At 35.1% G+C, this 25,362-nt stretch carries 26 protein-coding genes; 21 read left to right on the plus strand and 5 right to left on the minus strand.

Translation table 11 applies throughout. The annotated features are described in order from the left end of the window. Positions 1–118: 118 nt before the first annotated feature. The 21 genes from dnaB to ACTQZM_RS02880 all read left to right on the plus strand — a co-directional run bounded on the left by dnaB (position 119) and on the right by ACTQZM_RS02880 (position 18,588). Entirely contained in the window at positions 119–1,489 is a 1,371-nt protein-coding gene (dnaB, locus tag ACTQZM_RS02780; protein WP_289538954.1) for a replicative DNA helicase, read from the plus strand. Between the two features lie 563 nt (positions 1,490–2,052). After that, complete coding sequence (locus ACTQZM_RS02785) at positions 2,053–4,215, plus strand: PTS transporter subunit IIBC (RefSeq protein WP_441652835.1); 2,163 nt, start codon at positions 2,053–2,055, stop codon at positions 4,213–4,215. 99 nt (positions 4,216–4,314) lie between these two features. Further along, positions 4,315–5,112 (plus strand): endonuclease/exonuclease/phosphatase family protein, encoded by a 798-nt coding sequence (locus ACTQZM_RS02790; RefSeq protein ID WP_047334523.1) that lies wholly within the window; start codon positions 4,315–4,317, stop codon positions 5,110–5,112. Positions 5,113–5,370: 258 nt separating this feature from the next. Next, positions 5,371–6,663, plus strand: a complete 1,293-nt coding sequence (locus tag ACTQZM_RS02795) for an adenylosuccinate synthase (RefSeq protein ID WP_047241769.1) — start codon at positions 5,371–5,373, stop codon at positions 6,661–6,663. A 444-nt stretch (positions 6,664–7,107) separates the two neighbouring features. After that, the gene (locus ACTQZM_RS02800; RefSeq protein ID WP_441652836.1) at positions 7,108–7,977 is read left to right on the plus strand and encodes an Rpn family recombination-promoting nuclease/putative transposase; all 870 of its coding nucleotides are present in this window, start codon (positions 7,108–7,110) and stop codon (positions 7,975–7,977) included. Between the two features lie 481 nt (positions 7,978–8,458). Next, positions 8,459–8,863, plus strand: coding sequence for an NUDIX domain-containing protein (locus ACTQZM_RS02805; protein ID WP_441652837.1), 405 nt, complete (start codon positions 8,459–8,461; stop codon positions 8,861–8,863). Positions 8,864–8,948: 85 nt separating this feature from the next. Further along, a complete protein-coding gene (locus ACTQZM_RS02810) occupies positions 8,949–9,125 on the plus strand; it encodes a type II toxin-antitoxin system HicA family toxin (protein ID WP_441652838.1) in 177 nt (58 codons plus the stop codon). A gap of 20 nt (positions 9,126–9,145) precedes the next feature. Further along, positions 9,146–9,529, plus strand: a complete 384-nt coding sequence (locus ACTQZM_RS02815) for a type II toxin-antitoxin system HicB family antitoxin (protein WP_441652853.1) — start codon at positions 9,146–9,148, stop codon at positions 9,527–9,529. Positions 9,530–9,984: 455 nt separating this feature from the next. Then, on the plus strand, positions 9,985–10,128 hold the full coding sequence (locus ACTQZM_RS02820; RefSeq protein ID WP_441652839.1) for an EntF family bacteriocin induction factor: 144 nt from the start codon (positions 9,985–9,987) through the stop codon (positions 10,126–10,128). A gap of 30 nt (positions 10,129–10,158) precedes the next feature. Then, complete coding sequence (locus ACTQZM_RS02825) at positions 10,159–11,457, plus strand: sensor histidine kinase (protein WP_441652840.1); 1,299 nt, start codon at positions 10,159–10,161, stop codon at positions 11,455–11,457. Continuing rightward, positions 11,454–12,203 carry a response regulator transcription factor gene (locus ACTQZM_RS02830; protein WP_441652841.1) on the plus strand — a complete coding sequence of 250 codons (750 nt, stop codon included), beginning with the start codon at positions 11,454–11,456 and terminating at the stop codon, positions 12,201–12,203. Before ACTQZM_RS02825 ends, ACTQZM_RS02830 begins: the two co-directional genes overlap by 4 nt. 322 nt (positions 12,204–12,525) lie before the next feature. After that, a complete protein-coding gene (locus ACTQZM_RS02835) occupies positions 12,526–12,735 on the plus strand; it encodes a hypothetical protein (protein ID WP_441652842.1) in 210 nt (69 codons plus the stop codon). A gap of 839 nt (positions 12,736–13,574) precedes the next feature. Continuing rightward, positions 13,575–13,808 carry a Blp family class II bacteriocin gene (locus ACTQZM_RS02840; RefSeq protein ID WP_441652843.1) on the plus strand — a complete coding sequence of 78 codons (234 nt, stop codon included), beginning with the start codon at positions 13,575–13,577 and terminating at the stop codon, positions 13,806–13,808. A gap of 24 nt (positions 13,809–13,832) precedes the next feature. Further along, complete coding sequence (locus tag ACTQZM_RS02845) at positions 13,833–14,021, plus strand: class IIb bacteriocin, lactobin A/cerein 7B family (protein WP_441652844.1); 189 nt, start codon at positions 13,833–13,835, stop codon at positions 14,019–14,021. Positions 14,022–14,672: 651 nt separating this feature from the next. Continuing rightward, positions 14,673–15,272, plus strand: a complete 600-nt coding sequence (locus ACTQZM_RS02850; RefSeq protein ID WP_441652845.1) for a CPBP family intramembrane glutamic endopeptidase — start codon at positions 14,673–14,675, stop codon at positions 15,270–15,272. A 581-nt stretch (positions 15,273–15,853) separates the two neighbouring features. Next, entirely contained in the window at positions 15,854–16,045 is a 192-nt protein-coding gene (locus ACTQZM_RS02855) for a hypothetical protein (protein WP_441652846.1), read from the plus strand. A 525-nt stretch (positions 16,046–16,570) separates the two neighbouring features. Further along, positions 16,571–16,768, plus strand: coding sequence for a hypothetical protein (locus ACTQZM_RS02860; RefSeq protein WP_300120371.1), 198 nt, complete (start codon positions 16,571–16,573; stop codon positions 16,766–16,768). A 99-nt stretch (positions 16,769–16,867) separates the two neighbouring features. Then, the gene (locus ACTQZM_RS02865) at positions 16,868–17,026 is read left to right on the plus strand and encodes a hypothetical protein (RefSeq protein WP_179205560.1); all 159 of its coding nucleotides are present in this window, start codon (positions 16,868–16,870) and stop codon (positions 17,024–17,026) included. Positions 17,027–17,060: 34 nt separating this feature from the next. Then, positions 17,061–17,225, plus strand: a complete 165-nt coding sequence (locus tag ACTQZM_RS02870) for a hypothetical protein (protein ID WP_248628845.1) — start codon at positions 17,061–17,063, stop codon at positions 17,223–17,225. A 320-nt stretch (positions 17,226–17,545) separates the two neighbouring features. After that, positions 17,546–17,677: a hypothetical protein gene (locus ACTQZM_RS02875; RefSeq protein ID WP_441652847.1), complete on the plus strand. Its 132-nt coding sequence runs from the start codon at positions 17,546–17,548 to the stop codon at positions 17,675–17,677. Between the two features lie 200 nt (positions 17,678–17,877). Beyond that, positions 17,878–18,588, plus strand: coding sequence for a PBECR4 domain-containing protein (locus ACTQZM_RS02880; RefSeq protein ID WP_441652848.1), 711 nt, complete (start codon positions 17,878–17,880; stop codon positions 18,586–18,588). A 527-nt stretch (positions 18,589–19,115) separates the two neighbouring features. Here the strand turns inward: ACTQZM_RS02880 and ACTQZM_RS02885 are convergent. The 5 genes from ACTQZM_RS02885 to ACTQZM_RS02905 all read right to left on the minus strand — a co-directional run bounded on the left by ACTQZM_RS02885 (position 19,116) and on the right by ACTQZM_RS02905 (position 25,096). After that, on the minus strand, positions 19,116–19,502 hold the full coding sequence (locus ACTQZM_RS02885) for a type II toxin-antitoxin system HicB family antitoxin (protein ID WP_243199624.1): 387 nt from the start codon (positions 19,500–19,502) through the stop codon (positions 19,116–19,118). 40 nt (positions 19,503–19,542) lie between these two features. Continuing rightward, on the minus strand, positions 19,543–19,728 hold the full coding sequence (locus tag ACTQZM_RS02890) for a type II toxin-antitoxin system HicA family toxin (protein ID WP_441652849.1): 186 nt from the start codon (positions 19,726–19,728) through the stop codon (positions 19,543–19,545). A 213-nt stretch (positions 19,729–19,941) separates the two neighbouring features. Beyond that, on the minus strand, positions 19,942–21,120 hold the full coding sequence (locus tag ACTQZM_RS02895; protein ID WP_441652850.1) for an MFS transporter: 1,179 nt from the start codon (positions 21,118–21,120) through the stop codon (positions 19,942–19,944). Between the two features lie 306 nt (positions 21,121–21,426). After that, a complete protein-coding gene (locus tag ACTQZM_RS02900) occupies positions 21,427–23,136 on the minus strand; it encodes a methyl-accepting chemotaxis protein (RefSeq protein WP_441652851.1) in 1,710 nt (569 codons plus the stop codon). Positions 23,137–23,464: 328 nt separating this feature from the next. Then, positions 23,465–25,096, minus strand: a complete 1,632-nt coding sequence (locus tag ACTQZM_RS02905) for an ABC-F family ATP-binding cassette domain-containing protein (protein ID WP_016250453.1) — start codon at positions 25,094–25,096, stop codon at positions 23,465–23,467. Positions 25,097–25,362: the final 266 nt, after the last annotated feature.

The raw sequence follows: 25,362 nt of genomic DNA on the forward strand, positions 1-25,362 counted from the left end.
TTTTTTATTCATATATTTATACAAATTCCTGCTAATCTTTGCTATACTATTAGTTGAGAAAAATTCAAAACGGAAATCAATTTAACGTTATTTTATAAATCTTTAAGGGGTGTTTTTGATGAATGAAATGTGGCAAGAAAATGTACCACCACAAGATATTGAAGCAGAACAAGCCGTCTTGGGTGCCATTTTTCTAGATGCGGAGGCCTTGGTCGAAGCGATGGCCGTAATTGAGCCGCAAGATTTCTATCGACGCGCCCATCAGATTATTTTTCGGTCGATGATTGCCTTAAATGATCGCAACGAAAATATCGATATTATCACACTAAAATCACAAATCGAATCTGAGAACACTCTGGAAGATGTGGGTGGAATTAGTTATTTAACCGAGTTATCGCAAGTCACGCCGACTGCTTCTGGGGTGGCGCATTATGCGAAAATCGTGAAGGATAAATCGACTTTACGGGAATTGATTCAAGCGGCTACCAAGATTGTCAAAGAAGGTTACAGTCAAGAAGGCAGTGTAGAAGAAATTGTCGAGGCGGCCGAAAAAGGAATTTTAAATGTCTCGGAAAAGCGTAATAGTACAGGATTTCAGGCAATTGCGGATGTCTTGAATAGCACCATGGAGCATATTGATAGGTTATCCCAACAAAATGAAGATATCACTGGTCTGCCAACGGGATATCCAGAGCTTGATAAGATGACTGCCGGCTTGCAACCAGAAGAATTGATTATTTTAGCGGCTCGTCCAGCGGTGGGGAAAACAGCTTTTGCCCTAAATATTGCGCAAAATATTGGTACGCGGACCGATCGCAGTGTGGCTATTTTTAGTTTGGAAATGGGGGCCGAGTCTTTGGTGAACCGGATGCTGTGTGCGGAAGGAACCATTGAGGCTGGGCATTTGCGAACAGGACAGTTGACCGAACAAGAGTGGCATAACTTGATTATGGCGATGGGAAGTTTGTCGAATACGAGTATTTTTATTGATGATACGCCTGGGATTAAAGTTTCAGAAATTCGAGCAAGATGTCGGCGTTTAGCACAGGAAAAAGGGAATCTCGGTTTGATTTTGATTGATTATTTGCAGCTGATTGAAGGTTCTGGTCGAGAAAGTCGCCAACAAGAAGTCTCTGAAATCTCTCGTCAATTGAAAAAATTAGCCAAAGAATTAAAAGTACCGGTTATCGCGCTTTCTCAGTTGTCTCGTAGTGTGGAGCAACGTCAAGATAAGCGGCCGGTATTAAGTGATATCCGTGAGTCGGGTTCCATTGAGCAAGATGCCGATATCGTAGCCTTTTTATACCGTGAAGATTATTACCAACGTCAAGGCACCGAAGAAGATAAAAATGAAGAGGAACAAGCTGTTAACGACGTGATTGAAGTCATTATTGAGAAAAACCGTAGTGGCGCGCGCGGTACAGTAGAGCTGCTCTTTAAAAAAGAATACAATAAATTCGCTTCTATCTCCAGACGCGATGATTACTAAAAAAGTCCAGCACAACCCAAGTGAAAAATGGGAAATGCTGGGCTTTTTTCTACGGTCCGGTAACACCACCCACACAAAAATACATAAACCCCACTCTTCTTACTTGAAAAACTTCAGTACATCCTTGTTTGGCATCATGGTAGGTTACTTGATAATTTTTTTAATGAATATAGGGATTATCAGAGGGTGTATATAGTCTATCAGTTGGCTCAATCTTCATCATTATTGTATGGTAAACATCAAGTGTAAAAAAAGTAAATTCAGTACGTATCGCCATCTTTGTGAAGTGAACGTTTTGTTTGGGCGGACCTTACCTCTTCCATAAGTAGCACATCCATATTTCTTTTCTATGTGATAACAAGATTTTTTTATGTAAACTATCAAGAAAATCTATTCTATCTCTTCCAATCTTCAATTTGTGAAATAAAAGCGAAATCGGTTGCGCTGAACAAACCCATAATGTTATAAACAAATAAAGTGTTTACAAATTTAAAAATCTAGTATATAATCTTGTTAACGAAATCGGTTGCGTAAAGGCAATCAGAAAAAAGAGAGGTTATAAAATGAAAAAATTATTTAGTTTTGAGTTTTGGCAAAAATTCGGTAAGGCCTTGATGGTGGTCGTTGCCGTAATGCCAGCTGCAGGTTTAATGATTAGTATTGGGAAAACCATTCCTTTAATTAATCCAAATGTAGCCGCTTTAGTCACAACAGGCGGTGTCATTGAAAACATCGGTTGGGCTATTATTGGGAACTTACATCTATTATTTGCCTTAGCCATTGGTGGTAGCTGGGCGAAAGAAAGAGCTGGCGGTGCATTTGCGGCTGGGATTTCTTTTGTCTTAATTAACCGGATTACTGGTTCGATTTTTGGGGTAACCAGTGAAATGCTCAATGATCCAAAAGCTTTCACCCACACATTATTTGGTACCAAAATCATGGTCAAAGGTTTCTTTACCAGCGTATTAGAAGCACCAGCCTTAAATATGGGGGTATTCGTAGGGATTATCGCCGGATTTGTCGGAGCGATGGCCTATAATAAATACTATAATTACCGTAAATTACCAGATGCTTTATCTTTCTTCAATGGTAAACGCTTTGTTCCATTTGTCGTGATTTTATGGTCAGCTATTTGTGCGATTGTTTTAAGTTTTGTTTGGCCAGTCATCCAAGCAGGAATTAACAATTTTGGACTATGGATTGCTCAGTCACAAGATACGGCACCCGTTTTAGCACCATTCTTATATGGTACTTTAGAACGTCTATTGCTCCCATTTGGCTTGCATCACATGTTGACAATTCCAATCAACTATACAGCCTTAGGTGGCACTTATGAAATTTTATCTGGCGCACAAGCAGGAACAAAAGTATTCGGGCAAGATCCACTTTGGTTAGCTTGGGCCACTGATTTGGTGAACTTAAAAGGTGCTGGCGATATGAGTCAATATCAATATGTGTTAACCCATTGGACACCAGCGCGTTTCAAAGTAGGTCAAATGATTGGTTCTACAGGTATTTTGATGGGGATGACTTTAGCAATGTATCGCAATGTAGATGCAGATAAACGTCATTTGTATAAATCAATGTTTGTATCTGCCGCTCTTGCAGTATTCTTAACAGGGGTTACAGAACCAATTGAATTTATGTTTATGTTTGCGGCCGTCCCATTATATGTGGTTTATGCCTTTATCCAAGGGGCTGCCTTTGCAAGTGCTGACTTGATTTCGCTACGTGTACACTCATTTGGGAATATTGAATTACTCACTCGTACACCATTAGCCATCAAAGCAGGTCTAGGCGGCGATTTAATTAACTTTATTTTAGTATCCATTGGTTTTGGGGTATTCACGTACTTCTTAGCAAACTTTTTAATCAAGAAATTCAACTTTGCGACACCAGGACGTAACGGAAACTATGATTTAGACACAACAGATAATGCAGAAACACCAACCGCAGTTCAAGGAAATGATCAAGCTTTTGCGATTATCAACTTACTTGGCGGCAAACCAAATATTGTCGATGTAGATGCTTGTATGACCCGTCTAAGAGTAACGGTCAAAGATAATACGAAAGTCGGTAAAGAAGACCAATGGAAAGCAGTCGGAGCGATGGGCTTAATTGTAAAAGACAATGGCGTTCAAGCGGTTTATGGTCCAAAAGCTGATGTATTGAAATCTGATATTCAAGATATTTTAGACTCAGGCATGGACATTCCTGAAGTGAACGTCGCTGCCAAAGAAGAAACGAAAGCGAAAACCGCAGCTACAGGGGAAAGCGTGGATTTAGTCGCAGTGGCTAACGGAGAAGTCATCGCGATTGAAGCAGTTGCAGATCCAGTCTTTTCAGGTAAAATGATGGGTGATGGTTTTGCGGTGGAACCAACTGATGGCACAATCGTTTCTCCAGTAAATGGTACGATTAAGAGCGTCTTTCCTACTAAGCACGCTATCGGAATTGAAACCAAAGAAGGTGTCGAAGTCTTAGTACACATGGGAATCGATACGGTGAGTCTTGAAGGGAAACCATTTAGTGTTAAAGTCAAAGAAGGCGATCAAGTACAAGCCGGACAAGTCTTAGCACAAGTGGATCTAGAAGCGTTACAACAAGCGGACAAAAAAGCCACGATGATTGTCGTCTTTACCAATATGGATAAAATCCAAGCCTTTGAACTTACCCAAAAAGGCAGTCAACAATCAGGAAATACGATTGGAAAATTAAGTATATAATCTCGTATAAAGCAAGTGGTAAGTTTTTTAGACTAGCCACTTGCTTTGTTTTTTTAGTATAATTTTAGTGGTAACCTATGAAGAATTGAGGATATACATATGAAAGCAATCACTTTAAATACCCACAGTTGGATGGAAGCAGAGCCTAAGGAAAAGTTAGCACAAATCGTGGACTTTTTGGCCACTCAAGAGGCGGATGTTATTGCCTTACAAGAGGTCAATCAATTAATCAGCGCAAAAGAAATCATTCCGGATGACTATTTTTGCCCGCAAGAAAAGCAGCATCCTATCCGTGAAGATAATTTTGCCTATCTCATCGTCCAAGCATTGCGTAAACGAGGCTTAAATTATTATTGGAGCTATAGTTATGCCCATGTTGGTTATGATATTTATGAGGAGGGCTTAGCGATTCTATCTAAAGAGGCGCAAACACCTAAAGAAGTCGTTACCTCCAATGAAGAATATGTTAAGCACTTAACTCGTAAAATCTTAATTGCCCAAACCCAAAGTGCCATCGTGGTCTGCGGTCATTATTCCTGGGCGGGCGAACTAGGCTTTGATTACGAATGGCAAAAGACAATCGCAGCCTTAGAAAATGCGCCATTACCCATCATTTTAATGGGTGACTTTAATAATCCGGCGGGAAGTTCTGAGCACGCGCAAATCTTAGCTTCTCCTTTGAATTTGCAAGATACTTTCTTACAAGCCAAAGAACGCTATGGTGAATTTACCGTGGTGAAAAAAATTGACGGTTGGCGCGAAAATAATGATTTATTGCGCATCGACTTTATTTTTGTCGCAAAAGAGTTTCACGTGGAACAGTACCAAGTCATCTTTGACGGCCATCGTGGCAGCGTAGTCAGCGACCATTTTGGGGTTCTTGCGGTTTTTGAATAAGTACAGAATAGATGAATTCTTGGCAAATCAAGCGAGGGTTCATCTTTTTTTGATTTTTCGTCTTTTTGTGTAAATTTAGAGGGGTTAAAAATAAATGTTCGGTTTTTAGTCGTAAAACAAAACGATTTTAAAATATTATTCGAATTTTCGTTGCAACTCCTTTGAAATCTTGTTACAATGTACATGAAGTGCTTTTTGGCACAGCTAGGTTTTGAAGGATTCAAAGCAAACTTGCTAGCATATTTAGGAGGAATTCATATGTCATCTGTAGTGGTTGTAGGTACCCAGTGGGGAGATGAAGGTAAAGGAAAAATTACTGACTTTTTAAGTGAAAATGCGGAAGTGATTGCCCGTTATCAAGGAGGAGACAATGCCGGTCATACGATTAAGTTCAATGGTGTGACTTACAAATTGCACTTGATTCCCTCTGGTATTTTTTATAAAGATAAGATTAGCGTGATTGGTAACGGTGTGGTCGTCAATCCGAAATCATTAGTGAAGGAATTGGCTTACTTACATGAACGCAATATTACCACGGATAATTTACGTATTTCTGACCGTGCGCACGTGATTTTACCTTATCACATTCAGTTAGATGCCCTACAAGAAGAAGCAAAAGGCGATAAAAAAATTGGAACAACGATTAAAGGCATCGGACCTGCTTACATGGATAAAGCGGCTCGTGTGGGGATTCGTATTGCGGATTTATTAGACCGTGAAATCTTTGAAGAACGTCTGCGCATAAATCTAGCAGAAAAGAATCGTTTATTTGAAAAAATGTACGGGGCTGATCCAATTGCCTTTGAAGATATTTTTGAAGAATATTATGAATACGGTCAACAAATCAAACAATATGTCTGCGATACTTCAGTGATTTTAAATGATGCGCTAGACCAAGGTAAACGTGTCTTGTTTGAAGGAGCGCAAGGAGTTATGTTAGATATTGACCAAGGAACGTATCCATTTGTTACGTCTTCTAATCCGGTTGCTGGTGGGGTAACGATTGGTAGCGGGGTTGGCCCATCTAAAATTAATAAAGTCGTTGGGGTATGTAAAGCTTATACTTCTCGTGTGGGCGATGGACCTTTCCCAACAGAATTATTTGATGAAATTGGTCACCAAATCCGTGAAGTTGGCCATGAATATGGTACTACTACCGGTCGTCCGCGTCGTGTTGGTTGGTTTGACTCTGTTGTGATGCGTCATTCTAAACGCGTATCTGGTATTACGAACCTTTGCTTGAATTCAATTGATGTCTTGAGTGGCTTAGAAACAGTGAAAATCTGTACCGCTTATGAATTAGATGGTGAATTGATTTATCATTATCCAGCAAGTTTGAAAGAATTACAACGCTGCAAACCAGTCTATGAGGAATTACCAGGTTGGTCTGAAGATATCACCAACTGTAAGAGCCTATCTGATTTACCAGAAAACGCGCGTAATTATGTCCGCCGCGTATCTGAATTAGTCGGTGTGCGCATCTCTACTTTCTCTGTCGGCCCAGACCGTACCCAAACCAACGTCTTAGAAAGCGTCTGGTCACAAATTTAAACCTATCCCAATACAATCATCAAAGCAGGTATCGTGCATTAAGGCGCTACCTGCTTTTTTTGAGTAAAGAGGAAAATTCTTTGACAGTTGCAAGGTATAAAAACCTCTGAAAACCTTGCGCGCCAAAGGATAGATGGATTTGATTCGTCTGAGAAAGTGTTGTATGTGATACAGAACAGAATAATTATTTGAAAAGTATGCACATGTCTAAAAGATAAAAATAAATGAACAAGCCTTCCAAAAATTTTGGGAGGTTTTTTCGCGCTTTTGAGATTTTTTTGCGTATTTAATAAGTAGCAGCAAAAAAATTATACTCCAGATACTATACTAGATGATTTTTGGATTTTTTGAGTCCAATGGCGAGTTGACTGTTCGTACTTCTTTTGATATCCAATGAAAAGGTTTTATAGTATAATAAATTTGTGGAGAAGAAAGGATATTTTCATGAAAAAAGAAAATAAAAATCCAGTGTATTTTGGATTGACCAACGATGTTATCTTTGGTTGGATTATGAAAAGTGAGGAGAACTGTTTAGCGATTATCCGTGCGATTTTGCCAGAACTAAACATTACCAGCATTGTTCATAAAGAAATCCAGCACGACATTACCCCAGTAACCTCCGCTCGCGGTGTCCGATTTGATGCCGTGGTTAAAGATGACCAAAAACGTTATTATGATATTGAAATGCAGGTGGAAAATACCGGCGACTTAGGAAGACGTGCACGCTATTATCAATCACAAATTGATAATGAAACCTTAATGAAAGGACAAACATTCCATGATCTGAAAGAAAGTTTTGTTATTTTCTTATGTGCATTTGATCCGTTTAGTCATGGATTACGCCGCTATCAATTCCATCAATACGAAGACACGATTCGGGATTTACGTTTAGATACGTATTCACATGTGCTATTTGTCAATTCAAAGGGTACGGAAGGTGAAGTATCAAATGATTTGGCGGGGATTATCGATGTGATGAACCAAAAGCCTAATCAAACCAATCCCCTAGCAAGCAAATTAATGAAGGAAATTGATTATTATAACCAAAATTCAGAAAAGAGGCGAGAATTGATGGATTACGCAACAAGACTTTTAGATGAACGCTTAATTGGTGAAAAAATTGGTGAGGAAAAAGGAAGGCAAGAAGGAAGAATAGAAGCAACAAATCGAAATGCAAGAAATATAATTATTGCATTTAAAGCGAATCAAGCTGAGCCGAGTTATATTTTTCAATTTGTCAAAAATGCATTTAAAGATGACTTTACTGATGAAGAAATCCAACAAATGATAGATGACGTGGAAGATAACGAGTAAGTAGTTATCACCTACGTTCACCAGTGGATTATTACAAAAACAGCGCACTTAGTTTCAAATAGTGCGCTGTTTTCGGTAATGGCGGATTTTTTTACCGTCTCTTAATAATCTATCGTATAGAGTGGAGAGTACTGTAAATTCTTTGACAGTTGCAAGTTTCAAAAATCGCTGTAACCCTTGCGCACCAAAGGATATCCGTGTTTAGTGGTCGCTCAAAAGTGTTGTATGTGGTACAAATAAACAGAGTCACTATTTGATATGAAAATAAATCAACAAGCCTTCCAAAAATTTGGGAGGTTTTTTCACGCTTTTGAAGATTTTTTACGTATTTAATAAGTAGAGGCAAAAAGTCGCTAAAAATACATATTCACATGATAAATACGATGAAAATAGTCTCTTAGTTGAAGATGATGCGCGTAATGTGTATAATATCTGATGTAAAGAACACGAATTAGGGGTATTTAACCATAGAGGAGTAGCTATGAGAGCAAGCATGTTTGTAATTGATGCTACAGGAAATCATGTTGTACTAATAAAAAGAGTAAAGGCTGGAAGAGAGTATTTTGTTGTACCCGGCGGAACTGTTGAAGAAAACGAGACCCTTCACTTAGCTGCAATTAGAGAAATACAGGAAGAATTAGACATGGATGTTAGCGTCTCAAGTATATTTGAGACGTTGGATGAGGAAGACAACACATTCTTCTTTGCTAAGACTGATTATCAGAAGGGAGAACTTTTTATTCATGGAGAAGAAAAGGGAAGAAGTAGTTCTGATAATATCTATAAACCAATGTGGGTTAAAATTAATCAACTATTAAAAATGGAAGTATTTCCAGAATTTGATAGTGCAGTAATATCACAAATATTTAGGAAAAATTTAAGATGAGTAAGCCGTTTTTTTATTTTGAAGGAGCCAATGAAGTTGGTAATAACGACATTATTAGAACTGCTTTCCAATTACCGGGAAACAAATGCTTAAACTAGCTAAAAAGAATGGTTGGAAAGAAGTTAGACAAAAAGGAAGTCACCATATTTTGCAAAAAGATGGCTTTCCTGTAGTGGTTGTTCCTGTGCATGGAAATGAAGATTTAAAAAAAGGACTTGAGCAATCATTATTGAAAGATTTAGGAATCACTCTAGATAAATAGTATTGAAAGGAAAATGTATGATGAAGAAAACGTATCCTGCAATTTTTATACCTGAGGAAAGTGGCTTTTCAGTTGTTTTTCCTGAATTTAGTGGTGGTACGCAAGGAAAGGATTTAGAAGATGCCATGTTTCAAGCAAAAGAAATGCTAGATGGTATGCTGTCTTATTATATTGAAGAGAATATTCCTTTGCCTATCCCCTCAGATATTCACGAGATTCAAATAGACGATGAAGCTAGTTTTGTGACTTTAGTGCAAGGTGATCCTACAAGATTCCTTGAGAAGAAGACAATTCGAAAAAATATTACAATTCCTGAATGGTTAGCGGTAAGAGGCGAGAGAGATGGTGTGAATTTTTCTCAGTTACTAACAGAATCACTATTTGAAAAGTATGCGCATGTCTAAAAGATAAAAATAAATCAACAAGCCTTCCAAAAAATTTTGGGAGGTTTTTTCGCGTATTTAATAAGGTGAGGCAAAAAAGTAATAAGACTTCTAGATGAACGCAGCGTTGGTAATCGTGAAGCAACTGAAAAAATGATTGAATTGATGAAAGATATTGAAAGTAAATAAGCATCTGAAAGATTTAGAGCTCCTACTTTCTTAATTGGATAAGTATAAAAAGCGCCCTGTTTTGAGATTTCGGGGCGCTTTTTCATATTCGATTTTTAAGGATACTATATTTTATTTGTGCTTTTTATAGTTTTATTCTAACTAGCAGCATCTAATATATTTAGGGAATATTCAAGAATAAAGTTCATTCAGGAATGATTTTGCTGTTGTTCAGGAATGATTTTCCCGCTACAATGAAAGTTATGGCACACTATTCCTGTAAATATTTATTTGGAGGAATGATGAAAATGAAAAAATTAAGTTTAAAATGGGAAAAATGTCCAAAAGAGAAATTAGAGAAAGTGGTAGGGGGAAAAAATGTGGGTTCTGTAGGAAAAGTTCCATCAAATTTAGCACAATGTATCTTCTCTTTTTTTAAAAAATGTGGATAAGGACGTAATAATATAGGGAGGAATAACTTAATGTTAATCGATACAAAAGCTTACTTATTAAAATTATTTTTAGAAAACTTTATATTTGTTTTTATATTTTATATGACAAATGCCAAAATATCTAAAAAAAAGTATTGGTTAATGGTGTTAATGGTTGTAATAAAATTTTTCTTAGATATATTTATTTTCTTTACAGAGTTTATTCCTATTGCATTTGGATACTATATTTTAAGAAAATCAAAAATAGATAGAGTAATAGCACTTAATAAAGCTTTATTATGTACATTATGCAGCTTTTTTATATTTATTTTTAGTTCAACAGTGCTACTATCTGTCATATCAAATCAATATAGTAATCTATCATATATTTTTATTTTCATACAAGTGATTCTTGATTATATGTTAGCGGGTCTATTTGTTTATCTTTACAAAAGGTTTAATATTGATACTTTGATAGAAAAAAACAGTTCTAATCTCACTATTTTTTTTGGTATGTATGTTATTATTTTCGTTAGTTTTATAGACTATACTGCACATAAGCGTGAAATTTTTGATCAATTTGTGTTAGGAATTCTAATATTTTTAGTACTACAAACACTTTTTGTATCGGCTTTGTTCATTTGGATGACGATTAAACAAAAAGAACGCTACGATCAAAAAATCAAAAACCAAGAGCTCATCTATCTGAAAAAATATACAGACTCTCTGGAAAAAGACCAGGAACAATCTGCGAGGTTCAGACATGATTATAAAAATTTGATTCTAAGTTTAAAAGAAAAAGCCGAATTTTCACAAGATATTGCGCTTAAAGAAAAAATTGAATCGTTGGAGCACTATTCTCAACCATATTTAACAGATAAATTTGCTTACCGCTATTTAAAAAATGTCAAAAATGATTATGTTAAAAGTTTGTTGATTTCTAAATTATATACAGCTAGTCAAAAGTATATTCATTGTACTTTTGAATGTCCTAATGTGATTCAAAACATACCGATGGATATCTTTGATTTTGTGAGGGTTCTAGGTATTTTAATTGATAATGCGCTAGAAGCTGCGGAAGAAAGTGAACAAAAAGAGCTAGCCATTGCCATTTATCAGGATAAAGAACAAATGGAAATCTCTATCATTAATAGCTGCAACCAAGCTAAAAAATCGATTAACCAATTAACACAAAAAGGGGTTACCACCAAAAAAGGGCATAGTGGTTTAGGTTTGTCGAATATAGAAGAAATTAATAGAAAAAATGAAAATATGTTTGTCAATTATCAAATGGAAGCAGAACAATTCATTGCCCATGTTGTTCTTATAGTAAAAGAGGAGGACTTATGAAATACCCAATTATTTTATGCGAAGATGACCTTTTACAATTACATCAGTTAGAAAGAGTGATTGATAAATTTATACTTTTCCATGATGAAATCTTTGAAGTCGTGTTGTCTGCGCAAAAACCTTCAGAAGTGGAGGCTTATTTAAAACAATTTCATCCCAAGCAAGGCATTTATTTTTTAGATGTAGATTTAAAAGCAGAGATGGATGGGATGGAATTAGCACAAATAATTAGAAAACATGATGTTCAGGCTAAAATTATTTTTGTAACTACGCATGATGAAGTACTGCCGATTACCTTCAAAAGAAAACTAGAAGCATTAGGTTTTGTTCAAAAAGATCAAGATTATGATGAATACAAAAAAGAAATTGTCGAATTATTATTGTTAGCGCAAGAAAGAATTGATGCAGCGAAGGTTTCAAAAAATCAAGCCTTTGTATTTTCGATAGGCTCACAAACCTTTACTTTTGACATCAATGACATTTATTTTTTAGAAGCGTCTTCTATGCCACATCGCTTATCTTTAACCACTAAAAATGGCCAGTACGAATTTTATGGTAAATTAACTGATTTTGAGGAAAAATACGAAGCGTTGACTAGAATTAATCGTTCATGTTTAGCCAATCTGAAAAATGTTCAAAAAACTGATTTTAAAGCAAAAGAAGTCTATTTCACTGAAGAGGTCCATCGAAGTTTTTCATCATCAAAAACCAAGTCGATTAAAGCGTTTCTGAATACCATGTTTTAGGATACTTCCTTTATTATTAATACGTTAAAAGAATATTCAATGCTCATTTGTTTTGGCTTGAATATTCTTTTTTTATTCTCTAAAAAAATTTTTTTTATTTTTTTTGAGCAAATTTGGGCAACTTTCCTCTACCCCCCAAAAAAAGTTCATAAAAGCATTCCTGAACACTCATAAATCTATTCTTGAATTAATAATACAAAAGTTCTTTTATGTGGAAAGAAAGATTTTAAGCAGTTTAAGAACGATTTTCCCACTCGCTTAATAACTATGCAATAATATGGTTGTCAAAGAGACAATACTATAGATAATGGAAGATTATATTATGAAAACAAGAGAATTATTAACAGAAAAACAAATGAAGAGAGTTGTAGGAGGAGGTCCTGCAAAGAATTTTATTTATGGAATGGGCCAAGGTGCGATGGGAGGTGCTAGTTTAGGAGCTGCAATATGTGCCCCGACAGGAGTAGCAGCTGGAGCTTGTGCTGTAGTAGGTGGTTTAGTAGGTGGTGTTATAGGATATAATGCTCCATAAGATAATAAAGTATTTACTTTTTTTAAAATTAGATAAATTAGATAAATTAGATATTTTTATAATTTCTTATACTTTAATCGTTTTACTAGGATTATATAATCCTTTTAGTAACAAAGAACATTTTTTAACGTATTTATTTTTTGATTTATCAATACCGTTATTAATAATGGTTGGGCTAATTCATAGTAAGAATAAATATAAATAATAAAGTCAAACTCCTTGCTACCATTCAAGGAGTTTGATTTTTATGGTGTACCAAGTATGGTGCACTTTCTTTCTGGTGTAAGTACAGACACGGGTATTTACTACCAAGTATAACGAATCACAAGCCGACAGCATTAGTGTCTAAGGGTAGAAAGCAGTATAGCAAAGTCTACAATCCTGCGAACAGAAAATGAAAACAGGCTAAATGGTGGATGAGATTGCTTAATAAATCGAAGTCTTGAAGGTAAATATAAAAACAAGACAGGTCGTGTGACGAAAGAATTATATCTTACCTTGGGAGATTCAGATAGCATGAATAATTTAGAAATGATGTTTCAGGGATTTTGAGTGATAACATACAAAATTGTTCAAAGTGGAGTTATATTTTATTAGCTAATACAGGATTTTATAAAAAATTTTTTTAAGCAAATTTTGGCAATTTTCTTCTAAATCCCCCAAAAAACTGCATAAAAGTATTCCTGAACGCCCATAAATCTCTTCTTGAATGAAAAACTCAGAGAATGATATCTCTTAAAAGAAAGATTTTAAGCAGTTTAAGAACGATTTTCCCACTCGCTCAATAGCTATGTAATAATATGATTGTCAACGAGATAAATGTTTTAGCGAAATTTATTATGAAAAATTATCAAATTTTAACAACAAAACAAATGGAGAAAGTTGCAGGAGGGTATACTAGTAAACAATGTCTAAAAGATATTGGCAAAAGTGTGCTTACAGGAATTGGCGCAGGTGCAACATTCGGCTTAGCTACTGGCGGATGGACTGCAGCACCTGGAGCATTTGTCGGTGCTCACGTTGGAACTATTGCTGGAAGTTTAATCTGCATTGGCGGTATGTTAGGAAACTAATAAAACGAAGGGGAGATAATAAATATGAATCAAATCAAAAGTACCAAGTTGAGTAATATGGAATTACAACAAATTATTGGTGGAAAGATTAACTGGGGTTATGTGGCCGGTTATGCAGCAGGTTCATTTACACTAGGATTATTTGGAGGACTTCCTGGTGCACTAATTTCCGGAGCATGTGGAATTGGTATAGGTATAATAGACGAACTATGATTATGAATGTTATATATAAAGAATTATTTATCGCTCTAATTTATTTAGTTTCTCTTTTATCTACCTGCTATTTTATAAAAGATAAAAAAAAGAGAAAAATAACTATAGCGACTTTAACAATGATATATTTGATGAGATTTATATAGACTAATTCTTTGATATAATCTAGAAATTAGAAATAATTAGCTTTAACAATATCAATATTTACTTCTTTTTCGATGAAAATTTAACATTGAATTAAGTCACTTAGGTAAATCAATTGATATAATCCCCATAACTGTAAAAATTAATTGGAGTAGTTTAAGATGAAATTCTTATTTGGTTTATTATATTTAATGTTTGCCATCGTTGTTTTAGTACAGATGATAAGAACAGAAAAAAAGTTTCAATATAAGCCTTTAATTGTATGTCTTTATTATGTATTTTGCACTATAATTACAGTATTTGTAGCAGAAAAATATTATGTCTTTGGATTGATGGGATTTCTAGTTATTTACGGATTAAATAAAATAAAAATTAGATAGCTGAGAATTGTTGGCTTGCTATTGATATTGTCAAACTAAGAAAAAAATAAAACAGTATGTAAGAGCTGCTAAACATAGTAGCTCTTACATATAAGAAAAGAGGAATCATATTGGAAAGAATAAAAAAGTGTCTTTATTAATTATATTAACTGTTTTTTGTAGTTTTATGAGCTTCGAAACATATTTTGATTTAAATGCAAAAGAATTAGCAAATCAACAGTTCAAATGGCTAATCATTGATAGTATATTTGCAATTTTATTATTTATACTAACCTATCTTATTTATAAAAAAACAAAACATTCAGAACTGGAGGTTACACTTAAAAATAAAATAGTTATCACCATTGGATTTACATTTTTAGCACTATTAATTAACCATTCTTATGGACTATTAATCGATACCACACCAAACCAAGAATTGATAAACGATGCAATGGCTAAAGTACCTATTTTAGTAGCTTTTCAGACGCGATTATTTGCTCCTATTACAGAAGAAATTATTTGGCGTGGTATTTTTATGAATTTATTTTTTACACAAAATACTCCGTTAGCTAAATTCATGCGCGTGTTTTTATCTGGTCTTCTATTTGGTTTTGTGCATACATATAGTTTTGGAATAGAGTTATTACTATACAGTATTATGGGATGGGTATTAGCGAGCGTTTATCACTTTACTAAAGATATTCGTTGTCCAATCATTGTCCATTTAGCTTTAAATAACATTTAATCATGAACTTAAGGTAAAATTTTTTTGAAATTACGTGGAGAAACGAAAAATGAATATTAAAATAGACTGTAAATATATAATAAAAGATTTTTTAGTGAATGTAGTGGCATTTATTATTTTGTCTCCAATAATTAAGTTTCATTCATTTTCTAGTCTATTGCTTGATTTTCTTATATGGACAATCAACTGGTATGCTATGTCAATTCTCATTTTTGGTAAACTAAAAAAATATAAAGGAGAATAGTAACAAAAATTAGATACTTAGGCACTATGCAAGCATGATGCGACTTCTCTTTAGTACCTGCAAGTGTAGTGAACCGCAAGCCGACAGCAATAATATCTAGGGGAGAAAGCATGTAGCAAAGTCAACAAGCCTACGAACAGAAATGGAATACAAGTCTAAATGGTGGATGAGATTGCTTAATATATCGAAGTCTTAAAGGTAAACGTAAAGCCAACATGGGTTAAGTGATGAAAGAATTGTATCTTTACTTGAGAGTTCTAGGTAGCACGAATTATTTGATGTGTGTTTCCATTAGTTACAAATGTTTAATGAGTTTTAAAAAGAAAGGGGAGTTAGGATGAATATTCGCAAATATTTACTAGAAATGATTTTGTTTATAAGTAGCCTAGGTCATTTTATTTTATCGATATTAAATGATCTGAATATCTTTCATGCGCCAAACTGGTTGCTTTCCATTCCTGTAGCTTATATAGCTTCGGTTTTGTTTTTTGTTTTACTTGTCTATAAGGAAAGTACAGGGCATGATTGAGAATTAAGAATAGGAAGTGGAGGATGTCAAATAATGAATGGAAAAAATTTAGTAAATATATTGCTATTGGTAAATATATTTCTTCATCCAATTTTTATTGGGTATAGTTTATTAGTGAATCATCCAATCAGCAAAAGTTACTTATTGTTTACATTTTTAACTACTTCATCTTGTTTGCTGATTTATTTTATACTTCACAAAGAAAGGAAGCGTGATTAAATTTGGAATATTTGTTTAATAATGTCATGAAACTTAATTGGGATTTTAAGAAACCTAGTACTTATTTGAAAGTTTTTGTTTTCTTTTTCATAGCATCATTTATTTTTCAATTCATAAAAGAGCATCTCTAAAGAATTGTTTTTATAGCAGGAAATCTGATTTATTATCTGTGTAAAAGGATATCTTCCAGGTAAAATAGACCATCCAGGAATGATTTTGGGCCATTCAGGAAGGTTTGAACACGGATCGTCAAAAATATGTCATAATCGTGTTAGCAAGAAGCGAAATTTTTAGGAGGAATGGATAATGATTCATCGATGGTCACACCAAAAGAAAAGAGCGAGCAAAGTTGACCGCTATTTATTTGTTTATAGTTTACTAACTGTGTTATTCATCTCTAAAACATTTGTCTACAATGATATGATTTTGATAGATAAAGTGATGCTACTATTGATCCCTATCCTTATCTTCTATGGGATTATTTTATTTGTTAAGGAAGGATAAAAGCCGCTGTTTATAAATGTTGGGTATTCATGGCACAGGTGAATTTAACAGATGAACCTTTTGAAAAAATAGTGATAAATAATAAAGAGGAGAATGAATATGAACAAACCAAACAAAATTTCATTAAAAACTTTTTTCTTTGAATCAGATCAGAATCCAAAATTATGGGAGACTTTTACAACAATTGTACTTTGTGCAGCAGGGTTATACCTTCTAGGTGAAGCGATTGGGAAAGCAGTTTATTTTATGTTACATTAATGAATAACATGGTGTTTACAAGGAGAAAGATGGAATGTTCAAGAATATAAAAGAAAAACCAATGAAATATTATGGACTTGTGGCTGTGGGAGTGCTTATTTTCATATTGTTTTTAGCCATTTATCCAACGCTTTTTGCGACGATTTACGAAAGTGGGAAAGATTTTGGTAGGAATTTAGCCCAAGCTTTGTTATCATAATACAACTTACCAATCAGTCATTTGTGCTAATGGCTGATTTTTTATCGTCTCTCAATAATCTATCGTATAGAGTAGAGAGGACTGTAAATTCTTTGACAGTTGCAAGTTCCAAAAACCGCTGTAAACCTTGCGCACCAAAGGATAGATGGATTCACTTCGCCTAAAAAAGTGTTGTATGTGAAACAGAATGACTATTTGAAAAGTATGCGCATGTTTAAAAGATAAAAATAAATGAACAAGCCTTCCAAAATTTGGGAGGTTTTTTCACGCTTTTGAGGATTTTCTGCGTATTTAATCAGTAGAGGGAAAAAGCAAAACAATTGAGGCAAGAAAAACTAGATGGGCGAATTGTTAAAGCACATAATATTCAAGCCAAATATATTGAAAACATCCAGACACGTATTGCTAGCACAAGAATCTCAATGAAATATAAAATCGAAACAATGGTATAAAAATTTGTTCGTATAAAGGAAGCTAAAATTATTTTGTCGTAGAAGTTAATATATAAGGGTTGAAATGAACAAACCAACAAAAAGTTTACGCTGTCCGACGTATGTTTATATATTGTATTTTAAAGCTAATTGTGGTATCATGAACATGGATGTAGGAGCTATATCTCAATGACAGGCATTGTAAAAACTCGATAGTAATATTGAACTTTGGATCAATAGTTGGCGAGCAACGGAAAAACTCGATAGTAATATTGGACTTTGGGCCAATAGTTGGCGAGCAACGGAAAAACCTGATTATTCTGTTTTTGAGAGCCTTTATGGCTCTTTTTTTCTATAAATTTGGAGAATACATGATTAATCAAAAACAATTCAATATTATAAAAGAAGCTTTTCTAATCTATGAAAGAGACTTTAACGATTATGAATTTACATATACATATAGACATAGAAAATCTAACAAATTATTAAAGTTAAGGATATCTTTTACTGCAAAAAATTTTATGCATTTATGTGGAGTAACCTATAAAACAAGAGCTACGCAATTCTATCGTGCACTTAAAAATAATCGGATATCTTTAAAGGATATTTATCCTAAAAACGATGGATCTACCAACCAAAAGCTAGGAGTAATTTCTCTAATGCATTTATTAACTTCTCCTGGTGTTAGGATTTGTGATAAAGGCTCTTTTTACAATCTTCAATTTAATAAAGCAATTCGTTCCGGTAAATTGATTATTGCTCTAACTTGCGTTGAAACTCCAAATAATTATCAACCACAATCACTGTTAGCATTAAATACTTCCAATCAAAAAAGACAATCTAAAGCTTTCAGTCATTCACATGAAGTCATTAAAATTAGTAAAGTAAAAATAAATTCAGAAAACGAACCACTCATTATATTTGAAAAATAGTAAAAAGCATTATAGTCAACTGATAGCCATTGACTATAATGCTTTTTTGTGTGCCAAGTATGGTTCAATGAGAGAGTGGGGCATAAGAACTCACCCTACTCTATTACTTTAATCAGAGTGAAATAATTTTTTTCAATTGAAATATTATGGACTTGTGGCTGTGGGAGTGCTTATTTTCATATTGTTTTTAGCCATTTATCCAACGCTTTTTGCGACGATTTACGAAAGTGGGAAAGATTTTGGTAGGAATTTAGCCCAAGCTTTGTTATCATAATACAACTTACCAATCAGTCATTTGTGCTAATGGCTGATTTTTTATCGTTTCTCAATAATCTATCGTATAGAGTGGAGAGGACTGTAAATTCTTTGACAGTTGCAAGTTCCAAAAATCGCTGTAAACCTTGCACACCAACGGATAGGTGGATTCACTTCGCCTAAAAAAGTGTTGTATGTGGTAATCAAAAATGAGATAAAAATAGCGGATAATCACGAATATAATCGTTTCAATTATCCGCAAGTTATTCTTTTTAAACCCCTAATTTTTCAATCAAAGCATCAGATAGGGTTTTTGAAAAATTAACATTTGCTTTAATCGCCCGTACATTTAACCAATGAGGGATTTTGACAGTTTTTTTATCAAGTTTAGTTTCTTTTAAGTAATCAGCTAAATCAACACTAATTAATGTTTTAAATTGGGTATTTTCATCAATTTTAATCTCATTTATATTTGTTGGTTGAGGTAAAGGAATTTCATTTTCAATTAAGTCTGCCAACATCATTCCTAAAGCGTCTGAAGCATTATCGATTCCTTCTTCTATTGTTGTTCCTTGGGTTACTGCGCCCTCAATATCAGGAAAATAGATTCCATAGCCAACAGGATCTTGTTCAAAAACTGCAGAGTATACTTTAATCATCACATTTTCCTCCATTTATTTATTTGTGTAAGACAGCGGACTAATTTTCCACTGCCTTACGTACTGTTTTCTCTACTATCCGGGAGAGTTCTTTGCCGTGACTAGGAAGGATTACAGGTCTTACATTTGCTTTTTCAAATTTTCTATGCGAGCCTTTCCCACCTTTTACCTCAACAAATCCTGCCGTGATAAGTAGCTGAACAGCTTCTCTAACTGTCATTGGCATATAAAATACCACCTCCAGTTAAATTAATTATAGTACGTACAGGGCGTGTTGTAAATAAAAAGAGATAAGTGATAAAAAAGTTTGACAGTTGCACGTTCCAAAAACCACTGTAATCCTTGCGCGCCAAAGGATAGGTGGATTCACTTCGCCTAAAAAAGTGTTGTATGTGGCAAACAAACTCCGACAAAGCACCAGACTTCATCGGAGTAGCGATTATGAAAAGATGTTTTCTTTTGGACGCTTGGGAATTTTGTAAAAGATGAGCAATACCAAAGCTACACTCAAAGTTAAGGCTGCAAGTGAAAACATCACCTGATAATTACTATGTTCTAAAATCACGCCAAAAATCGTTTGGGCAAAAATAGAAGCCAGGTTGCGCACGGTTTGAATCAAAGCCAGTGCCGTCATTTGGTGTTTGGCCGGAATCAAGGTAGCGACCACTTTTAAGTTCATCATCACCACGACCATACCCGCGGGATGTTTGGCAAGAAAAGTCCAAAAAATTTGAATCGGCAAGTAGAGATTTAGCCCGAAACTTAAAAATTGCGCCAAAACAATACAAGTGGGCACGATTAAGAGAACTTTATTGCTGAAACGGTCCATAAATAAATAAGAGAAAAAGACTACCGGCACTTCACACAGAACCGCCCAAAATAAAATATTAGACACTGTATGAATGGCTAGTCCCCGTGCTTGAAACATGGCTGGAATATAGGTGTTAGCCATATTCATCAAGCTATAAAATATCGCACTAATGAACAGATACTGTACAAATAAGCGGTTTTTAAATAACGATAAAAAGTGACTGTTCTCATGATTTTCTTCCGTTTGCTTGGCCTTTTCCAGAGCAGCCTGCTTGCGGTCATCTGGATGAGTGAGAGACAGTCCCCCGATAGAAATCAGCATGGTTATCACAAAAATAAAGAAAATTGCGCGCGGACTAATCCAATCATAGACTAGACCTGCCGCCTGCGAGCCCAGTGCATAGCCAATTGTTCCCCAAACTCGAATTGAACCGTATTTGAAAGGACTGATGGTGGCGAATTTTTCCAAAACAGGATTACTGCCATTAATCAGTGCCAAGACCAAACTATAGCCCAATATCAATTCCCACAGTGTGTCGGCATAAGCAAAACACAATCCGCCAACTGCTGCCAAGAAAAAGGTGACGCTATTGACCGATTTTAAGGAAAAGCTATCACTTAACGAACCAATAATCGGCTGGGCAATCATCGAACTCAAAAAAGAACCCGAAACCACTAGCGAAGTCTCACTCGCCGAATACCCTTTATCCATTAAATACACAGCAATCAAGCAAGAAAAAATTGCAAACGAGAAATAATAAAATAAATAAGCAACAACAAAACTCAGATAATTCCGACTGGTTTTCACAAAATAAAGCCTCATTTCTAACATATTCTCCATTCAAGATAGCACAGTTTGAAAAAAAGCAAAAGCCTAAGATGTAACTAAATAGGATAGGGATTTCTCTGTAAATAAAACAAACTCCGCCAGAAACATACTGACGGAGCTTAAAAAAAGGAGTTTGAAAATGAAAAAGTGTTTCATATTAGGGTTGTTTGTTTGGGATGCTTTTATGATAAGCGATGGATGTGAAGAAAGTTTGAAGTAACTAAGAGAAAGTTGTAAAAAAAGGAAAAAGCTAACGATAAGTATACCTACCGTTAGCTGCATCAATTATAATCTAAATTTAGCTACTTCTTGTCCTAATTGATGGGCAACTTTTTGATTGTTTGCTACTTCTTTAGTGATTTGATGCATGTTATTAGAAGTTTCCATCATAGATTCCGTTACATTTACAATTCCTTCAGCACTTTCTTCGCTAGCAATTCTTACAGATTCAACGGCGTGCTTAATTTCATTCATTAACTGATTAAGATTTTGGCTATCTGTTGCGAATTGTATCATGATTTCTTGAACATTTTCAACAGAGTCCTTGTACTGTGTGCTAGTGAGCATTAATTGCTGATAGCCATCCATTGCGTGTTCTTGAATAAAAGTGAGCATTTTTTCTGCTTCTTGTGCTAAATCATTGACAGCTTGGAGCACTTCGGAGGTAATTTGTTGAATGTCATTAGCTGTATTAGCCGAGGTTTTAGCTAGTTGTCCAATTTGATCAGCTACGACAGCAAATCCTTTGCCTGCTTCTCCGGAACGAGCGGCTTCAATACTTGCATTGAGTGCTAATAAGTTGGTTTGTTTTGTAATGTCGATAATGTTATTGGTCAACATTTCGATTTTTGTTACCGATTGTGAGTCCTCAATTTTTTGATGAACAGCCGTAATCAATCTTTCAGCTAGTTCTTGCGCTTGCTGATGCTTTGTTTCTGCATTTTGATAGATTTCACTAGCTTTAAGCGCAACTTCTTGGCTCTTTTGTTTTTCTAAATCTGCATTTTGCGCGGTTTGTTTTACGATTTCATAGACACTTTGAATAGAATGATCCATCTCACTCATGGAAGCAGAGGTTTCTTGCATCGAAGCACTCATTTCTTCCATTGTTGAGGAAATGTCTTCTGTATGTTCATTCACAGTATTAACCGATTGTTGCACAGTGATGATAGAGTTTTCGAGTTGATTCGTATTGTGGTGAATATTACTCATGATATTGTGCATATATTTTAGTAGATGATTGATATTTTCCGCGATTTCGGCTAGTTCATCATTACTAGTAACGGTTAGATGCTGTGTTAAATCACCTTCGTTATGCACTAAATCATAAATTTTTTCATTAATGGTTTTCAAATTTTTGGTTACTAGGTTCACTACGAATAGCAAAATAAGAATCGCTAATACCGTACTGAATAAGGTAAATAAAATGGTTTGAATGAGTAAGTTGCGTAATTTTCTAACTAAGGAAGCTGCATCGTAATCACAGCCTATAAGTGCTACAACTTTTCCATTATCTTCAATTGGCTGATAGACAGTGATTAAGTCTCCATCTTCACTATGCTTGATGGTAGGACTGCTTTGAATTTGTCCACTAAAGGCAGGGGTTAGATAGGCGTAGTTCTCATCAAATTCATCCCCAATTTTTGCCCGATTACTCGTATTATCTGTATCTATACCGTAATAGACCTTGTTGTGGTCAGTTGTCAGCGTATAAAGATATTTAATTCCACTATTTTCTTTCATATTCCGCATGAGTTTTAGAATATTTTGATACTCAGCGGTATGTTCATCCCCTTTTTGGATATTTTGTAATTGTTTGGCATCAATCACTTTACTAACATTATTTGCTGCCAAACGAGCTTCTTCAATCCCCATCTGAATCATATTTTTTTGTAATTGATGGTAGGAGACCCAGCCAATCCCGATGCAAATGAAGGTAACTAATAAACTGATAGGTACCAAAATTTTGACCTTAATACTTCTTTTCGCTTTCATGTAATACACTCCCATTTAGGATTTGTTCATAAAATATTAAATTCAAAACTTATATCGGATGAATTCTACATTTATTAATAGGAAGGAAGATATTTTGCAAAAAACAAACTCCGCCAGAAACATACTGACGGAGCTTAAAAAAAGGAGTTTGAAAATGAAAAAGTGTTTAATATTAGGGTTGTTTGTTTGGGATGCTTTTATAATAAGCGATGGATGTGAAGAAAGTTTGAAGTAACTAAGAGAAAGTTGTAAAAAAAGTACGAATCAGAGGTGAACCGACTATAAAACGTCAAAAAAGCTGGTAAACGACTTACCAGCTTAAAGTATATTAAATATTGCGTCCGAGCATTTCTTTGACTTGGGCTTGGACGGTTTCATTTTCTAAAAATTCATCAAAGGTTGTTTCCGCACGATCGACTACCCCTTTATCAGAGACGACGATGATCCGGTTGGCCAAGGTTTGGATGAATTGATGGTCATGAGAAGCAAATAGCAGTGAACCAGTAAAACTCATCAAGCCATCGTTTAATGCTGTAATGGACTCTAAATCTAGGTGGTTGGTTGGATCATCTAGCACGAGAACATTGGCTTTAGATAACATCAACTTCGAAAGCATACAGCGCACTTTTTCGCCCCCGGATAAGACATTGACTGGTTTTAAGACTTCATCCCCAGAGAATAACATCCGCCCTAGGAAACTACGCAAGAAGGTATTGTCATCTTCTTCCTTGCTGGCATATTGACGCAACCAATCGACAATGGTTAACTCGTTATCGAATTCTTTGGTGGTATCTTTTGGTAAATATGCTTGGCTAGTTGTCACACCCCAACGCACAGAACCCGTATCAGGCGTGATTTCACCCATAATTACCTTAAATAGTGTGGTGGTGGTGATATCATTATTGGCAATAAACGCGACTTTATCATCCTTATTAAGGGTAAAGCTAATGTTATCTAAAATTTTCTTGCCATCGATAGTGACACTCACATTATCCACTTGTAATAAGTCATTGCCGATTTCGCGCTCTGGTTTAAAGCCAACGAAAGGATAGCGGCGAGAAGAAGGTTGGATATCTTCTAAGGTGATTTTTTCCAACATTTTCTTTCTAGAAGTCGCTTGTTTTGATTTTGACGCATTAGCACTGAAACGCGCGATAAATTCTTGCAATTCCTTGATTTGTTCTTCTTTTTTGGCATTTTGTTGGGCTTGTAATTTGGCAGCTAATTGGCTAGATTCTAACCAGAAATCATAGTTCCCAACATATAGCTTAATCTTGCCAAAATCAAGGTCCGCCATGTGGGTGCAGACTTTATTTAAGAAATGACGGTCATGGGAAACGACAATGACGGTATTTTCGAAGTTAATCAAAAATTCCTCTAACCAACTAATCGACTGGATATCTAAGCCGTTGGTCGGTTCGTCTAATAGTAACACGTCAGGCTTTCCAAATAGCGCTTGAGCCAAGAGGACTTTCACTTTTTGCCCAGCCGCTAGTTCACTCATCGTTACATGGTGCAGTTCATCTGGGATATTCAACCCTTGCAATAATACAGCTGCTTCCATTTCAGCTTCCCAACCATTTAGTTCGGCAAATTCGCCTTCCAATTCTGCCGCGCGAATCCCATCTTCATCAGAAAAATCAGGCTTCATATAAATGGCATCTTTTTCCTTCATAATGTCATAGAGACGTTTGTGCCCCATGATGACTGTTTCAATCACTGGATATTCTTCGTAGTCAAAGTGGTTTTGCTTCAAGACGGCAAGACGTTCATCTGGCCCAAGCGTTACCACACCAGTTGAAGGTTGTAACTCACCTGCTAAAATTTTTAAAAAGGTAGATTTCCCCGCGCCATTCGCACCGATTAAACCGTAGCAATTCCCCGGGGTAAACTTAATATTCACTTCATCAAACAATTTGCGATCTGAAAAATGTAAACTAACATCACTTACTGTTAACAAGGCATTCCCTCACTTTTTTATTTAGTCAATTCATTATAGCGATGAATGCAAGAAGTTGCAATGAAAAGTAAACGAAAAGCAAAGTAGATGTCGATATCAGGGTCAAAAAGAGAGTATAATGATTTTATAGAAGTATAGTAAAGCGAGGCAAAAGCAAATCAACAAAAGAAATACAGCATCGAAATTCAAGGGAGTTTTCGTTTTGGCAGTGCGAAACAAACCATTCGCAAAGTATTCAAGAAAATCTTCAAGTTCTAAGTGGAAAT

This window comes from Enterococcus cecorum (assembly GCF_052119425.1).
GTDB classification, from domain to species: Bacteria; Bacillota; Bacilli; order Lactobacillales; family Enterococcaceae; genus Enterococcus_E; species Enterococcus_E cecorum_C.